Origin of the sequence: Nocardioides euryhalodurans (assembly GCF_004564375.1) — a bacterium.
Taxonomy (GTDB): Bacteria; Actinomycetota; Actinomycetes; order Propionibacteriales; family Nocardioidaceae; genus Nocardioides; species Nocardioides euryhalodurans.
The window spans coordinates 842,240-857,911 of sequence record NZ_CP038267.1 but is presented as its reverse complement, the minus strand read 5'-3'; the positions used below and the strand labels follow the sequence as shown (position 1 = coordinate 857,911).

The 15,672-nt window shown below is 72.1% G+C and carries 14 protein-coding genes and 1 pseudogene; 7 read left to right on the top strand and 8 right to left on the bottom strand.

The genetic code is table 11. The features are described from left to right. The first annotated feature begins 28 nt into the window (after positions 1-28). The 5 genes from EXE57_RS04025 to EXE57_RS04005 all read left to right on the top strand — a co-directional run bounded on the left by EXE57_RS04025 (position 29) and on the right by EXE57_RS04005 (position 4,865). A complete protein-coding gene (locus EXE57_RS04025) occupies positions 29-679 on the top strand; it encodes a response regulator transcription factor (protein WP_135074238.1) in 651 nt (216 codons plus the stop codon). 384 nt (positions 680-1,063) lie between these two features. Continuing rightward, positions 1,064-1,492, top strand: coding sequence for a DUF7144 family membrane protein (locus EXE57_RS04020; RefSeq protein ID WP_135074236.1), 429 nt, complete (start codon positions 1,064-1,066; stop codon positions 1,490-1,492). 46 nt (positions 1,493-1,538) lie between these two features. Then, positions 1,539-2,810: a cation:proton antiporter gene (locus EXE57_RS04015; RefSeq protein ID WP_135074234.1), complete on the top strand. Its 1,272-nt coding sequence runs from the start codon at positions 1,539-1,541 to the stop codon at positions 2,808-2,810. Positions 2,811-2,824: 14 nt separating this feature from the next. Beyond that, on the top strand, positions 2,825-3,946 hold the full coding sequence (locus tag EXE57_RS04010) for an AI-2E family transporter (protein WP_135074232.1): 1,122 nt from the start codon (positions 2,825-2,827) through the stop codon (positions 3,944-3,946). Between the two features lie 7 nt (positions 3,947-3,953). Then, entirely contained in the window at positions 3,954-4,865 is a 912-nt protein-coding gene (locus EXE57_RS04005) for a YhjD/YihY/BrkB family envelope integrity protein (RefSeq protein ID WP_135074230.1), read from the top strand. Here EXE57_RS04005 and EXE57_RS04000 read toward each other — a convergent pair. Beyond that, positions 4,834-7,008: a phage holin family protein gene (locus tag EXE57_RS04000; RefSeq protein ID WP_135074228.1), complete on the bottom strand. Its 2,175-nt coding sequence runs from the start codon at positions 7,006-7,008 to the stop codon at positions 4,834-4,836. The two genes, EXE57_RS04005 and EXE57_RS04000, sit on opposite strands and share 32 nt — an antisense overlap. Before the next feature lie 202 nt (positions 7,009-7,210). Between EXE57_RS04000 and EXE57_RS03995 the strand changes: the two genes are divergently transcribed. Beyond that, the gene (locus EXE57_RS03995; RefSeq protein ID WP_135074226.1) at positions 7,211-8,443 is read left to right on the top strand and encodes a hypothetical protein; all 1,233 of its coding nucleotides are present in this window, start codon (positions 7,211-7,213) and stop codon (positions 8,441-8,443) included. 66 nt (positions 8,444-8,509) lie between these two features. Then, on the top strand, positions 8,510-8,893 hold the full coding sequence (locus EXE57_RS03990; protein WP_135074224.1) for an SHOCT domain-containing protein: 384 nt from the start codon (positions 8,510-8,512) through the stop codon (positions 8,891-8,893). Here the strand turns inward: EXE57_RS03990 and EXE57_RS19605 are convergent, their stop codons facing one another. The 7 genes and pseudogenes from EXE57_RS19605 to EXE57_RS03960 all read right to left on the bottom strand — a co-directional run bounded on the left by EXE57_RS19605 (position 8,894) and on the right by EXE57_RS03960 (position 15,670). Next, positions 8,894-9,061 carry a hypothetical protein gene (locus EXE57_RS19605; RefSeq protein ID WP_167305812.1) on the bottom strand — a complete coding sequence of 56 codons (168 nt, stop codon included), beginning with the start codon at positions 9,059-9,061 and terminating at the stop codon, positions 8,894-8,896. Next, entirely contained in the window at positions 9,058-10,113 is a 1,056-nt protein-coding gene (locus EXE57_RS03985) for a class I fructose-bisphosphate aldolase (RefSeq protein ID WP_135074222.1), read from the bottom strand. The genes EXE57_RS19605 and EXE57_RS03985 overlap by 4 nt, the downstream gene beginning before the upstream one ends. Positions 10,114-10,233: 120 nt before the next feature. After that, the gene (locus EXE57_RS03980) at positions 10,234-10,701 is read right to left on the bottom strand and encodes a GyrI-like domain-containing protein (RefSeq protein WP_135074220.1); all 468 of its coding nucleotides are present in this window, start codon (positions 10,699-10,701) and stop codon (positions 10,234-10,236) included. A gap of 109 nt (positions 10,702-10,810) precedes the next feature. After that, positions 10,811-11,194 (bottom strand): annotated as a pseudogene (locus EXE57_RS20435) (DUF389 domain-containing protein); the annotation flags it as partial. Positions 11,195-11,653: 459 nt separating this feature from the next. Next, positions 11,654-12,391, bottom strand: a complete 738-nt coding sequence (locus tag EXE57_RS03970) for a DUF4118 domain-containing protein (RefSeq protein ID WP_244246981.1) — start codon at positions 12,389-12,391, stop codon at positions 11,654-11,656. 64 nt (positions 12,392-12,455) lie between these two features. Continuing rightward, complete coding sequence (locus EXE57_RS03965; RefSeq protein ID WP_135074216.1) at positions 12,456-13,130, bottom strand: response regulator; 675 nt, start codon at positions 13,128-13,130, stop codon at positions 12,456-12,458. Beyond that, a complete protein-coding gene (locus EXE57_RS03960) occupies positions 13,127-15,670 on the bottom strand; it encodes a DUF4118 domain-containing protein (protein ID WP_135074214.1) in 2,544 nt (847 codons plus the stop codon). The genes EXE57_RS03965 and EXE57_RS03960 overlap by 4 nt, the downstream gene beginning before the upstream one ends. Positions 15,671-15,672 lie beyond the last annotated feature (2 nt).

Sequence of the window (15,672 nt, the reverse complement as noted above, 5' to 3'; positions counted from 1 at the left end):
ACCGCGAGAACGTCCGGGGGAGCCGAGCGTGGAGCCGACGACGAGTGTCCGGGTCCTGATCGTCGACGACCACGAGGTGGTCGCGACGAGCCTGGCCCACGTCCTCGACGCCGAGCCCGACATCGTGACCGTCGGAGTGGCGGGCAGCCTGGCCCGGGCCAGGGACCTCGTGACGTCCACGGCGCCCGACGTGGTGCTGCTCGACCACCGGCTCCCCGACGGCGACGGGGTGCAGTCGGTCGGCACGCTGCGGGGCCTGCGTCCGTCGGTGGCGGTGGTGATCCTGACGGCGAGCGCTGCGGACCACGTGATGGTCGAGGCGATCGAGGCGGGGGTGTCGGGCTTCCTGTCCAAGACCCGCAGCCTGGGCGAGGTCACCTCGGCGGTGCGCGCTGCCGCCGCAGGCGAGGCGGTCATCTCCCCGGAGATGCTGGCCCGGCTGCTGCCACGCCTGGGCAGCAACGGCCGCGCCGGGCGTACGACGCTCACCGACCGGGAGCGGGAGGTGCTCGGCCTGCTGGCCGAGGGCCTGACCAACGCAGCGATCGCCGAGCGCCTCACGGTCAGCGTCCACACCGTGCGCAACCACGTCGCCAACCTCTCGGCGAAGCTGGGTGCCCGTTCCAAGCTGGAGGCGCTGTCCATCGCGGTGCGCGAGGGTCTGCTTCCCGACCGCTGAGCAGGCGCCCCGGACAACGGTGTCATCGGCCCTAGTGCAGCGGGGCCAGACGGAAATCGGCCCTCGGGGCGACGCGCGGCACCCCGCTGCTCACGCACACTTGTCGGGTACCTCCCCCAACCCCCGTGGGAAGGTACGTCGGCGCCCGGCCTGGCGATCCACCTCTGTACCCCCGTCTGAGGTCCGTCAGGCCGGGTCCCGGCCACCTGCCTGCGCGCCGTCCCGCCGGCCGCCTCGCCCCCGTGACGTGGGGAGCGTCTCGTCCGCCGCGAGTGATCCCGCGCGGCGTCGACGCCGCTTTGATGGAGAGGCGTGCACGCACCGCGTCACGCGGGTGCCCGTCTCGTCGGGGACCCGGGGAGTGAGCAGGAGGGATGGAAGGCCATGACCCAGCAACAGGCACCAGGCCGGCGCTACGTGGACGACGACCAGCACAACCCGCTGGCGACCGGGTTCATCGTGTTCGCGGCCGTGATGATGATCATGTCCGGGGCGTGGCAGGCCATGGCCGGCCTCGTCGCCCTGTTCGAGAACGAGTTCTACGTGTCGACGAGGAACTACCTCTTCGAGTTCGACGCGACGGCGTGGGGCTGGGTGCACCTGATCGTGGGGCTGATCGTGCTCTTCGCCGGTGCCGCGGTCCTCTCGGGCCAGACCTGGGGCCGCGTCGTCGGCATCACGCTCGCGGTGGTGAGCGCCATCGTCAACTTCGCGTTCATCCCGTACTACCCGTGGTGGTCGATGCTGATCATCGCGCTCGACATCTTCGTGATCTGGGCGCTGGCGGCGCACGGACGCGACGTCCCCCGCTGACCCACGGGCGGCCTGAGGCGGGTCGCGGCCCGGGCGGAGGAGTCGGATGGAGTCGCTGGTCCTGTCCGCGGTGCTGTTCGCGATCGTGGCTTGGTGCGTGCTCGCAGGTCGCTTCTCCTCGGCAGGGCTGACGGCGCCGATCTTCTTCGTGGCCGTCGGGTTCGCGCTCGCCACGGCCGCGGACCCGGTGGACCACCACGTGGAGGCGGAGCTGGTCAAGGTCGTCGCCGAGGTGACCCTGGTCTGGATCCTCTTCGCGGACGCGGCGAGCGTGCGGATGCGGGAGTTCCGGCGTGACCTGGGGACGTACGGGCGCCTGCTGGGGGTCGGCCTGCCGCTGACGGTCGCGCTCGGAACGGTGACGGCAGCCCTGCTGCTCGGGCTCGACGTCTGGGCCGCGCTCCTCCTGGGTGCCGCGCTCGCCCCCACGGACGCAGCACTCGGGGCGAGCGTGATGACCGACAAGGCGGTGCCCGAGCGGATCAGGCGCGTCCTCAACGTCGAGAGCGGCCTCAACGACGGCATCGCCACGCCCGTCGTGCTGCTCGCGATCGCCGGTGTCGCCACGGCGGAGGGCATCGCCGGCGTCGAGGACGCCGGCCACGCCGTGCTGGCGCTCGTGGTCGGGGTCGCCGTCGGAGGGACGGTCGGGGCGTTGGGCGGCGTCGTCACCCGGCGCGCGCGCCACCTGGGTTGGCTCAGCGAGGAGCTGGGAGGGCCGGCGGTCCTCGCGCTCGCGCTGCTGTCCTACACCGCGTCGCTGGTCGTGGACGGGAACGGCTTCGTCGCGGCCTTCGTCGGCGGCCTCGTGTTCGGGAACCTCGCGGGACGGGGCGGTGCCACGGAGGTCTACTTCGTCGACCAGTCGGCGTCGCTCGCCGCGATGGTGAGCTGGCTGGCCTTCGGTGCGCTGGCCGTGCCGGTGATCGGCGCCTGGCTGAGCTGGAGCGTCGTCCTGTACGCCGTGCTGAGCCTGACCGTCCTGCGGATGGTCCCGGTGGCGCTGGCGCTGCTGGGTGCCGGGCTCGACCGGTACGACGTCCTCTTCGTCGGCTGGTTCGGCCCGCGGGGCCTGGCGTCGGTGATCTTCGCGCTGCTGGCTCTGGAGGACCTCGCCGACGCCGGGCGCGAGCTGGTGGCGGTGATCGCGCTGACGGTGCTGCTGAGCGTGCTGCTGCACGGGACGACCGCCGGGCCGCTCGCCCGCCGGTTCCGGGCCGACCCGGACGTCGACACGCCGGGCGACCGCGCCTCACCTGTTGCGAGTGATCCGGCGGCGCAGGTGGGACGCTTCGATGACAGGAACGGTGCGGACTGAAGGGGAGTGCGGCCATGACCGACGAGGGATCCACCGCTCGAGGCGACCGTGCCCCGGGGCGCCACGCCCCCGAGGGGTCCGGGCGGCCGTTCGCCATCACCTTCCTCGTCGGGGCTGCGGCGCTCACCGTCGCGCTGGCCGGGCTGCGCTCGGTCGCCGACATCGTCGGCCCGGTGTTCCTGGCGCTGGTCCTCACGGTCACGGTCCACCCGATCCGTCGCCGGCTCGAGCGGACCCGGATGCCCGAGGCCGTCGCCTCGTTGCTCATGCTGGTGCTGGCGTACCTCATCCTCGTCCTGCTGACGCTCGCGTTGACGGTGTCCGTGGCCCAGCTCGCGTCCCTGCTCCCGGAGTACACGGAGGAGATCACCGACACCGTCGCCGACCTCGGCGGCGGGCTCGCGTCGCTCGGGGTCGACCAGAAGCAGATCGACACCGTGGTCGACGCGGTCGACCCCGGCTCGCTCGTCGGGGTGGCGGTGTCGTTGCTCAGCAGCACCCTGTCCGTCCTCACCGACCTCTTCTTCGTCATCACCGTGCTGCTGTTCATGGCCTTCGACACCAACGGCACCCGCCGCAACCTCGCGCTGCTCGGTGACCGGTTCCCGGACCCCGTGGCGGCGCTCGCCAGCTTCGCCCGCGGTGCCCGCAGCTACATGGGCGTCTCGGCCACCTTCGGCTTCATCGTGGCCGTGATCGACGGCGTGGTGCTCTACTTCATGGGCGTGCCGGGGGCCTTCGTGTGGGCAGTGCTCGCGTTCGTCACGAACTTCATCCCCAACATCGGCTTCGTGATCGGGGTGATCCCGCCCGCCGCGATCGCCCTGCTCGAGGGCGGCCCGAGCCTGATGCTCGCCGTGATCGTCGTCTACAGCGTCATCAACTTCGTGATCCAGTCGATCATCCAGCCCCGGGTGGTGGGGGACGCCGTGGGGTTCTCGGCCACGCTGACCTTCCTCTCGCTGGTGTTCTGGGCGTGGCTTCTCGGGCCCCTCGGTGCCCTGCTCGCCGTTCCGCTCAGCCTGCTGACGCGCGCGTTGCTGGTGGAGGCCGACCCCCGCGCCAGGTGGGCGTTGCCGCTGCTGGCGGGCAAGGTGCCTCCGGAGGAGCCGACGCCGGCGACAGCGCAGGACTGAGCCCGACGTGGACGAGGAGCAGTCCGAGGGAGAAGAGCGGGAGGAGTTCGTCACCCGTCAGATCGGGGCGAGCCTCGAGCGGCTGCCTGAGTGGCTCCGCGGCCCCGTGGAGATGATCCTCTCGCGGTGGCTGGGGAGGACCCTGATCCGGACCGCGACGGCCAGCGTCCGAGTCGGGCTCTTCGACCGGGCGATGACGATCGCGGCTCAGTTCTTCACCTCGGTGCTGCCCCTGCTGATCCTGGCCACCACGTGGGCCGGCAAGGACGACGCGGACGCGATCAGCGACGCCATGGGCATGCCCGAGGAGTCGCGATCGGTCCTCGACCAGGCGCTCTCGAACTCCGAGACCGCCGCGTTCGGCGTCGTGGGCACCCTGTTCGTGCTGGGGTCCGCCACGAGCCTGTCCCGCGCCCTCACCCGGGCTTTCGTGGCGATCTGGCAGGTCCGCAGGCCCAAGGGCAGCATCGGGACCGCCTGGCGATGGCTCGCCGTGGTCCTCGTCCTGGCCATGGCCCTGGTGGTCGGCCACGCGCTCGGCCAGCAGGCCCGGTTCCTGCCGCCCCGCGAGGTCTGGCCGGTCGCGCTCTCGTTCGTCACCGACGTTGGCGTCGCGGTGTTCGTCCCGTGGGTGCTGCTGGCGGGGATCGTCGGGATCCGGCGGCTGCTCCCCGGCGCACTGGTCTTCGCCGTGGTGATGCTCGCCGTCCGGCCAGCAGCGGAAGCGTGGCTGCCGCGTGCGCTCGAGACCAGCGCAGAACGCTACGGCCCCATCGGTCTCGCCTTCACCTACCTCGCCTGGCTGTACGTCGTGGCGTTCGTCTTCGTCGCCGCCTCGATCCTCGGGCAGGTGCTCGCGACCGATCGTGGGCGCCTGGGCAGCTGGATCAGGGGACAGGCGGCCCCGGAGCACGAGTAGCCGCCGGACGGTACGCCTCCGGCGCGGGCGGCTCGTCGACCGACTGACGGTGCCCGCAGTGGCGCAGCATCGTCCGCAGCGCCACGTGCAGGGCATCGGCCCCGACGATCCGCTCGGCCGGGAACGGCAGGCCCGTCGGGACCACGACGCAGGCGCGGTCCTGCCAGCCGCCGAGCCCGCCGTGGCACCCGACCAGGTCCTCGAAGGCCGCCACCTCCTCGGTGCCGGGGTCGACCAGGCTGTTGACGTAGATGTCCGGCGCCTCGGGACGGTGGGCCACCCGGCGAACGAACGCCGCCGCGTCGGGCCCGAAGGGGAGGAGCGGGTCCTCGCCCTCGACGTGCCCGTCGTCGATCCGGTGCCACCCGGCCGCACCCAGGGCCACCGGGCCGTCGTCGTCGTGCACGACGACGAACCCGATGCCGGGGTGGGCGGCGAGCCCGTCCACGAGATGGGGGAACCGCTGGTCCAGGGCGCGCCGGTCCAGCCGCTCCTTCTCGCCCCGGACGTAGACCAGCCCCAGGTTGCCCGAGCCGAAGACGTGGAACGTCTCCTCGCCCACGGCCGCGGTGTCGCCGTCGCCCACGCCGGCCGGTCGGTTGGGGTCGCGCTTGTCCATCGCTGCGCCGGCGCTGGTCATGCCCCGGCCCGTGACGCCGGTGCCGGAGAGCTCGTCGACCAGGGCCCGGGTGCGGCCCCAGCCCTCGACGTCGTCATCGGAGGACGCGACCGTCGTGCTGGACAACCGCGCGACGAGCGTGGCCAGCTCCTCGCCGTACCGGTCGGCGAACGGGGTGCCCTGGGCCTGGCCGTGGTCGGAGAGGACGACGAAGTGATAGCGGCGCGGAGAGGCCGCGGCGACCAGCTCGAGCTGGCTGAGCACAGCGTCGACCGACTCCAGCGCCTCGAGCGACTCGGCGCGCAGGATGCCGGCGTGGTGGGCGATCTCGTCGTAGTCGACGTAGTCGACGTAGATGGAGCGGGTGCCGCCCAGCATGTGCTGGGCCACGAGGATCGTGTTGAGGTCGCGCAGCGCCCCGTTGGTCACCGAGCGCAGCAGGGCCGTCTCCCACGAGCGGGTGCACCGGGGCTGGACGTCGCGGCGGATCGCCCGCCGGGTCTGGAACCGGTCGCGGGCCAGCTCCGACACGGAGCGCGAGAGCGCCCGGGTCAGGCCGGCGGGGTGGAGCACGAACTCCGCCACCGCGCGCCGCGCGGTCTCGCCGCCCCGCACCCGGCGGCTCATGGTGAGCACGGCCGTGGGTGCGTCGCCGGTGAAGAGGTTGCTGATGCTGACCCCGTCGTCGACGAGCAGGCCGCGCCCGGTGGACAGCATCTCCTCGATCACCGCGGCGTCTCGTGGCCGGTTGGCGACCAGGATCCGGTCTCCGGCCCGGTCGTACCAGCGGAACGCCGGGATCCCGTCGATCACCCCGTGCAGGATCCCCATCTGGCTGGCCGGGGTGGTGGCGGGGAGCTTGGGGGTCCACTCGTGGAGGGTGTGGCTGCCGGACCTCACCCAGCGGCTGAGCGTCGGGACCGTTCCGGCCGTGATCGCCATCTGCAGCACCGGGAACGGCACCCCGTCCAGCTGCACGAACACCACGCCGTCGGTGTCGGCGTCGGTCAGCGTGGGTGGCCGACGGCGCTGGGACGCCATCAACCGGCTCAGCAGCACCTGGGAGGTCCCTGCACTGCCGAACCAGCCGAGGACGGTGCTGACGAGCCCGACGACGATGGCCACGAGCAGCGCGGTGAGCGGGTCCTCCAGGGAGACGTCCGGGAGGACGGCTGCGGTGACGAGCACGATCAGGCCCTGGCCGGTGAAGGCGAGGAGCAGCACGCCGATCCAGCCGAGCCTGACCGCGGCTCCCACGAGGACGGGCTGGGTCAGCACGCCCAGCAGGGCCATCGTGGCGGCGAAGACGAACGGCATCAGCGGCTCGGCGACGTGGAAGCCGGGGAGCAGCCAGTCGCACAGCCAGATCGCGGGCACGATGAGCAGCACGGAGGCGACGTACGACGCGAGGTGCGCGTACCACGGTCGGCGCCACGACTCCCGCGTCAGGTCACCGGCGACCCGGGAGCGGCCGGCAGCCACCGTCGGGCGCGCAGGGTCGGCCTCGTGCTCCGGCTCCTCCATCGGCTGTCCTCCTCGGTGCGCTGCACGGACGATGTTCCTCGATCCGGTCGCGGCTGCGCGTCACGCGGATCGGGTGAGACCGTCGACCGTTCGCCGGACTCACCCGGATCGCATGATGCGCAGCGGCTCCCGTCGCCCGCACGATCGGAGCCGACACCACTCCAGGGAGACGCCGATGGACGAGAGCAGCCAGACAGCTCGGATGAGCGTCGCAGCATCGCCACGGCCATCGCGTGGGCGCGGGGCCGCTGCCGTCCTCTGCCTCGTGCTGGCGGGCCTCCTGGCGACCCCGGCAGCCGTGGCGTACTGGGGGCAGCGCACCATCAACGACACCCAGCGCTACGTGGAGACGGTCGGCCCGCTCGTGGACTCCCCGGAGGTGCAGGACGCCATCGCCACGACCGTGACCGATGCGATCCAGCAGCAGGTCGACGTCGAGGCCCTCCTGACCCAGGCGTTCTCCGGGGTGATCGCGGACGCCCCGCGCCTGGAGCTGCTCGTGGGGCCGCTGTCGGCGGCGATCAACGGGGCCGTCGAGCGGCAGGTGCGCGAGTTCATCGCCTCGGACACCTTCGCGGACCTCTGGACGCGTGTGAACACCCGCGCCCAGCAGGCGCTGCAACGCATCCTCGAGGGCGACCAGTCGGGGGCCGTGTCGCTGCAGGGCGACGAGGTCGTGCTCGACGTCTCGGAGGTCATCGACGAGGTGAAGGCGCGACTGGTGGACCGGGGGCTCACGTTCATCGAGAACGCGCCGATCCCCGAGACGGACCGCCAGATCGTGCTGCTCGACGCCCCGCAGCTCGAGCAGCTGCGGACGATCTACGCGTTCTCCAACCCGGTGGCGAAGTGGCTCCTCCCGTTCGTCGGTGCGCTGTTCGTGCTCGCCTTCGTGCTGGCCCGACGGAAGGCGCGGATGACCGTCGCCATCGGCGCGGTGATCGCCGCCAACGCGGTGCTGATCGCCTTCGCCCTCTCGGTCGGCGGGCAGCTGTTCGACAACGAGCTCTCCGGGACGGCCCTCGGACCGGCCAGCACCGCCTTCTACGAGACCCTCCTGGCCTACCTCCAGCGCGGGCAGCAAGTCATCCTGTGGCTGGGCCTGGCGCTGGTCGTGGCCGGCTGGTTCGCCGGGAGCAATGCCTCGGGCACCGGCGTGCGGACCGCGGTCGTGGGTGGGCTGGAGCGGGCCGGGGCGGCGATGCCGGGGGACCAGCTCCGCGGTGCGGGCAGCTGGGTGGCCGCGAACCTGCGATGGCTCCGCTTCGTCGTGCTCGGCCTGGGTCTCGTGGGCCTGTTGTGGGGCAACGACGTCTCGCTCGCCCGCTGGTGGTGGTCCCTGTCGATCGTCCTCGTCGTGCTCGCAGTGCTGCAGGTGCTGGCCGGGGCAGGACGGCGCGAATACCTCACCTCGGATGAGGTCCCGGCCGGCTGACCTCCCTAGTTTCTTAAGCAACCAACACCCGCCGGCTGGGCCGGGCGGCCACCGGAGAGGAACGTCATGAGCTTCTGGGACGTCTTGTGGTTCATCTTGATCTCGTACGTCTTCATCGCCTACCTGATGCTCCTGTTCCACATCATCACCGACATCTTCCGCGACAAGGAGCTCTCGGGCTGGGGCAAGGCGGGCTGGTCGATCTTCCTGGTCCTGCTCCCGCTGCTGGCCTCGCTCATCTACCTGATCTCCCGCGGGGCGAGCATGGCCCGGCGCCAGCAGGAGTGGGTCGACCGCCAGATCGCGGCCCAGGACGACCGCATCCGCGCTGTGGCCGGGACCTCCGGCGGCGGTGCAGCCTCGCAGGTCGCGGAGGCCAAGGCGCTGCTGGACTCCGGGGCGATCACGCAGGCGGAGTACGAGACGCTGAAGCAGAAGGCGCTGGCCTGACTAGCTCGCGCTGCCGAGCATCCCCAGCACGAGATCGACCAGGCGCACCAGCGCCGAGCCGAGCAGCGCACCCGTGGCGACGGCGAGCGCCAGCAGCAGCAGCATCGTGAGGAGCACCCCGACGCGGTGGTGCCGCTCGAGGAACGTGGGGGCGTCTTCCCGGCTCATGGTGCCGGAGCTCCGGACACCGGGGGTGACAACGGGGCCAGGTGCACGTCGGCCGGGTCGTCGGCGCCGTACCGGGCGGCGCCGGCCAGGGCTGCCTGGTTCAGCAGGGCGGACTGGGTGGCCGGGACCGAACCCTCGTCGTCGGCCCACGCGCGGAGGGCCGGCGCCTGCAGGGCTCGGCCGAACGAGAAGCTCAGCTGCCAGGGCTGGGGAGCCGCTCGGTTGAGCGCCGCGAGACGCGCGGCCGCCTGCTCCTCGGTCTGGCCCCCGGAGAGGAATACGATGCCGGGCACGGAGGCCGGCACCGTGTCGCGCAGCACCGCCAGGGTCCGGTCCGCGATCGCGGCGTCGTCGACGGACTCCGTGGCGTCTGCTCCGGGCAGGACCATGTTGGGCTTGAGCAGGGTCCCGGCGAGGTCGACCCGGTACCGGGCCAGCTCCTCGTAGACGTACCTGAGGGCGGCCGAGGTCACGCTTGCGCACCTCTCCAGCGAGTGCGGCCCGTCCATCAGCACCTCGGGCTCCACGATCGGGGTGAGGCCCGACTCCTGGGCGAGCGCGGCGTAGCGGGCCAGCGCGTGCGCGTTGGCCCGGAGGCACGCCTCGCTCGGTCGGTCCTCACCGATCCGGATCACTGCGCGCCACTTGGCGAAGCGAGCCCCGAGCGCGGCGTAGTCGGCGAGCCGTTCGCGGAGTCCGTCGAGACCGGCCGTCACCACCTCGCCCGGGAAGGACGGCAGCGCGGTCACGCCGGCGTCGACCTTGATGCCCGGGATGATCCCGGCGCGGTCGAGGAGCTGGGGCATCGGCGTGCCGTCAGCGGCACGCTGCCGGATCGTCTCGTCGTAGAGGATGACGCCGCTCACGTGTCGGGCGAGGTCCGGTGTGGTGAACAGGGTCTCCCGGTAGGCACGTCGGACGGGCTCGGTCGACTCGAGACCGACCCCCGCCAAGCGTCGTGCCATGGTCGGGGTGCTCTCGTCCGCAGCCAGGATCCCCTTGCCGGGTGCCACGAGCGCGAGGGCCGTGGCCCTGGTCGTCGACGCTGTCATGTGCTGCCTCCTACGGCGTCCGGAGCGGGCGTACCGGCGACCACCTGACCCGATCCTCGTCGTGGCGCGCGGTCGCGTCCCGAGGCTTGCTTCCCCGGTGGGTGGGACCTTGGTCCCACGTCAGCCCGCCGGCTCGGCCGCGGCGCACGGGACGAGCACCTCGGTCCGCGGCTGCGGCACGTCGGGCTCGTCGAGGTAGCACTCCCACGGAGGACCGGACACGGTCAGGCCGTGGTCCTCGACCCAGTCGGTCACGGCCCTGTAGACCGCGGCCACCTCCTCGTACGGCCCCCGGTGGAGGCACCGGGCAACCGTGCCTCCGGGGAGCTCTGCAGGGACGACCCGGCCTGACGCGGTAACCGGTCGAGCCGCCGGAAAGCCTGCCTCGACCCGGAAGCGACCGGCGGCGACGGGGACGTAGCGGCCGAGGGGTGGCCCGGTGGGGTCCAGACCCTGCTGGGCGAGGACCGTCATCACCTCCTCGAAGGCGCCACCGAGGAAGCCGGGGAACTCTCCGACGTCCACGTCGGCCCGCACGACAGCGACATGCTGCGGGGGAACGTCGACGAGCTCGATGTCGTGGTCCATGGGGCACGGTCGCCCCGGCGCGCTCGCGACCGGAAGGGTCCTTGGTCCTGCCATGGGAGGACCAGCACCTCTCAGGACGGGGCGCCGAGCTGCGCGAGGCTGCCCACACCTCGGCGGGCACCCCGAAGTCCAGGCCGAGTGCGACGTTGCCGGCGGCGGGCACCGTGGTCACCGTGATGAACACCCCGGACAGCCCGCCGACCTTGGCGGACGTCAGCGACAGCACACCTTCGGCGCCGGCGACGACCGCGACGATGAACGACCACCTGTCCGGCGTGTAGATGAAGGCCGTGTCCAGGCGTGGAGCCGTCACCTGCGCGTAGGTCACCCAGCCGAGCCATCGTGCGAGCAGGGCTGCGAGCACGGTCAGGGCGATCGCGACGGCGAAGTTGAGCACCAGCGTGCGAGTCCGCGAACCAGAGCATGAGTAGCGGCGCCGCACGAGAGCGAGCCCCAGGGCAGCGATCGCCACGAACTCGGGACCGAGCACCATCGCTCCGATGACCAGTACCCGTGAGTCCAGCGCGATGGCGATGCTGGCGATCATGGTCGCCAACGTCATGAACGTGACGTAGGTCCAGGTGAGCTCGGACTCCTCTAGGCGCGCTGGGTGACGTCCGCCCACACCACCGTGTCGGCGGAGGACCCGGGAGTACGGCGCTCGGCGTCCAGGACGCGGCGGGACAGCCACGTGACGACGGGCTGGTTGTGGATGGTGTGCGCCCAGGTGACGCAGGCGGTCGACGACGGCGTTCACCCCCTCGCGGGCGACGTCGGCCTCGACGATGTCGCCCTCGGGTTCCAGCGAAGCGCCACGGACACGGCTCAGGCTCGTGACCGCGAGGTCTCACTGCAGGGCAGTGATGACCTCGCGCGTCGGGTCGCGCGGGCTCGCGATGCGGAGGTGCTGCATGGCCTTCAGTCTGTCTCACGCTGCAGGGGACAGGTCACGTCACTCGGACCCCAGTCCGGTGGCGACCTGGTCGGCGAGGAGGACGGCGACGCGGCGCTGCTCTCGGGACGGGTACGCGACGACACTGGTGGCGGTCACCAGGAAGTGCCCGACCACGTCCGCGCCCCGACGTACGACGATGGCGGTGTGCTCGTTGGTCGGCAGGCCGAGCCGGTCGACGTCGACGACGCGGCCCTCCCTCGTGAGCACCCCGTCGTGGTCCAGCGCGGCCACCCGGGCGTCGTGGACCGGGCCCGGGACGAACCGGCACGAGTCGGCCCCCAGCACGGCGGTGACCTGGCGGGAGACGATCTCGATCAGTGCCGGAGTGGGGGTCTGGCCCTCCGAGACCACCTTGGCGGTGCCGAGGACTCCCTCGAGGTAGCCGGAGCGCCGGGCAGCCCGCGCCTGCTGCCGGTGCCCCCACAGGGCTATCTCGGTCACGGACGCGCCGATGATGATCAGCAGCACCGTCGCCTCGATGTCGTCTGCATCCGCGATCGTGAAGCGCAGGTAGGGCTCGGTGAGGAAGAAGTCGAACCAGAGGCTGCCGGAAAGCGCCGCGAGCAGGCCCGCGACCCGGTCGCCCGAGGCGGACGCGGCCACGACCCACAGGACGAGGACCAGCACGGCCGTCGCCGTGGTGACGCTGTCCTGGACCGTCGACAGCGCGGCGCACGTCGCCAGCGGCAGGACCACGGCACCGACGCGTGCTGCAGTGCGCCAGCGTCGCGCCACCGGCTGATCCTCGGTCGGGCTGCTCATGTGGGCCCACCGCCTCTCCGTCGTCCTGACGTGGTGGTCATGGCTCGAAGCGATAGCCCATACCGGGCTCGTTGAGGAGGTGGCGGGGACGCGACGGGTCAGGCTCGAGCTTGCGGCGCAGCTGGGCCATGTAGACGCGCAGGTTGCCCTGGGCCGTCTCGTAGCCGGGACCCCAGACCTCGGTCAGCAGCTGGCGCTGGCTCAGCAGCTTGCCGGGGTGTCGTACGAGGACCTCGAGCAGGTGCCACTCCGTCGGCGTGAGCCGTACGTCCTCGCCATCCCGGGTGACGCGGTGGGCCGCGAGGTCCACCATGACCTCTCCGAGCTGCACGACCGGCTGTTCCTGCGTGTCACCGGACCGGCGGGTCATCGCGCGCAGGCGAGCGAGGAGCTCGTCCATGCCGAACGGCTTGGTCACGTAGTCGTCGGCTCCTGCGTCGAGCGCCTCGACCTTGTCGAGGCTGTCGGTCCGTCCCGAGAGCACGAGAATGGGTACCTCTGTCCAGCCACGCAGCCCCGCGATGACGTCGGTGCCCTCCATGTCCGGGAGGCCGAGGTCGAGGATGACGACCTCGGGATGGTGACCGGCTGCTGCCGCGAGTGCCTCCGCGCCCGTCGCGGCCCCACTGACGTCATAGCCGCGGGCACGCAGGTTGATGGTCAGTGCGCGGAGGAGCTGCGGCTCGTCGTCGACCACGAGGACGCGCGTCATCGAGGCGTCCCGTCGCGCTCACGCCGGCCGGGGGCAGCGGCGGGGATGTCGGAGGCGGTCGGCAGGGAGACCACCATGGTCAGGCCGCCGCCGGGCGTCTCCTCGGGCTCCAGCGTGCCGCCCATCGCCTCGGTCAGGCCACGGGAGAGGGCCAGGCCGAGACCGATGCCGGTGGTGTTGTCGGTGTCGCCCAGGCGTTGGAAGGGCAGGAAGATCCGGTCCCAGTCGTCGGCCGGGATGCCCGGGCCGCGGTCGATGACGCGGATCTCGACCCGCTCCGCCAGCGTGCTGCAGGTCAGGTGGGGTGGCCGCTGCGCTGGTGAGTAGCGCAGGGCGTTGGCTCCGATGTTGGCGAGGACCCGCTCGAGCAGGCCGGGGTCCGCCCGCACGAGAGGGAGGTCGTCGGGTGCGTCGATGACGATGGTGCGGCCGTCCTCGCCGAGGTCGTCGAGCGCCCGCGCGACGACCTCGTCCACGGCCGTGGGCTGCAGGTCGATCGACATCGCTCCGGTGTGCAGCCGGCTCATGTCGAGCAGGTTGTCGACCAGTCCGGCCAGCCGGTCCAGCGAGGTGTCGGCAGCGTGCAGCAGCTCGCGCCGGTCGTCCGCGGGAAGGTCGAGGTCGAGGCTCAGGAGGGTCGCGACGGACGCCTTCGCCGCGGCGAGCGGGGTCCGGAAGTCGTGGCCCACGGCCGCGAGGAGGGCGGTGCGGACCTTGTTGGCCTCGGCGAGGGGCGCGGCCTCGGCCGCTGCCCGGCTGAGCCGGATGTGGTCGAGCACGACTGCGGCCTGGGCGGCGAACGCACCGACCAGCCGCTGGTCCTCGGCCTCCAGCAGGCGTCCGCAGAGGGCGAGGACCAGGCGCTCACCTGCGGGCACCTGGGTGTCGGCGTCGCTCGGCCGGGCGACCGGGGAACCGGCGCTCGCCACCGGCACCCAGCCGCCGGCGTCGCGCTCGAGCAGGGTGACCGACCGGAGTGCGAAGGTCTCCCGGACCCGGTCCAGCATCTCCGTCAGGGCCTCCTCGCCGCCCAGGACGCTGCCGGCGAGGTTGGCCAGCGTACGAGCCTCGGCGGCCGCGCGGGCCGCCTGCCGGGTCCGCCTGGCGGCGAGGTCGACGGTCGAGCTGACGAGTGTCGCCACCAGGACGAAGACCAGCAGCGCGAGGGCGTTGTTGGTGTCGCCGATGGTCAGCGTGTGCAGCGGGGGAGTGAAGAAGTAGTTCAGCAGGACCGACCCCAGCACGGCCGCGATGAGTGCCGGCGCGAGGCCGCCGACCAGGGCCACCACGACCGTGAGGAGCAGGAAGAGCAACATGTCGCTGACCAGGTTCAGCTCGCTCGGAAATGGACTGAGCGCCAGGGTGAGGAGGGGCGGTAGCGCCAGGGCGAGGACGTACCCCTGCAGCTTCCGACGAGGTCCGAGGCTGCCGCCGCCGTGCGGCAGCGACACCCCGCGCCCGGTGTGGGCGTGGGTGACGATGTGGACGTCGATGTCGCCGGACGCCCGGACGGTGTCACTGGCCGTTCCCGGGCTGAACACCCGGGCCAGGGCAGGTCGACGGCTGTCGCCCAGGACCAGCTGGGTGGCGTTCTCGGCCCTCGCGAAGGCGAGCAGCGCCGCCGGGACGTCGTCGCCGAGCACCTGGTGGTAGGTCCCACCCAGAGACTCGACGAGCAACCGCTGGGTGGCCAGCGCGCCCTGGCTCGCACCGGAGAGCCCGTCGGAGCGGGCGACGTGCACGGCGAGCAGGTCGCCCCCGCTCGCGCGGGCAGCGATGCGAGCCGCCCGGCGTACGAGCGTCTCACCCTCGGGGCCTCCGGTGAGGGCGACGACGACCCGCTCCCTGGCCTCCCAGGTACCGGTGATGTCGTGCGTGTCCCGGTACTGCTGGAGGGCGTCGTCGACCCGGTCGGCGGTCCACAGCAGGGCGAGCTCGCGGAGGGCGTTGAGGTTGCCGGCACGGAAGTAGTTGGACAGGGCGGCGTCGATCTTCTCCGGGGCGTAGACGTTGCCGTGGGCCAGGCGCCGCCGCAGGGCCTCGGCACTCATGTCCTCGAGCTCGATCTGGTCGGCGGCGCGGACGACGGCGTCGGGCACGGTCTCCCGCTGGGGGACCCCGGTGATCTTCTCGACGACGTCGTTGACCGACTCCAGGTGCTGGATGTTGACCGTGGTGATGACGTCGATGCCGGCGTCCAGGAGCTCGTCGATGTCCTGCCACCGCTTGGTGTTCCGAGAGCCGGGGACATTGGTGTGGGCGAGCTCGTCGACCAGCGCGACCTTGGGGTGACGGGCGAGGACGGCGTCGACATCCATCTCCTCGAACGTGGAGCTGCGGTAGGCGACGGGCTTTCGGGGGACCAGCTCCAGGCCGTCGACCAGGTCCGCGGTGTGCTGCCGCCCGTGCGTCTCGACGAAGCCGACGACCACGTCGGTGCCTCGCTCCGCGCGCCGGTGTCCCTCGCCCAGCATGGCGTAGGTCTTGCCCACGCCGGGTGCTGCGCCGAGGTAGACCCTGAGCTTGCCGCGGGTGGCCACGG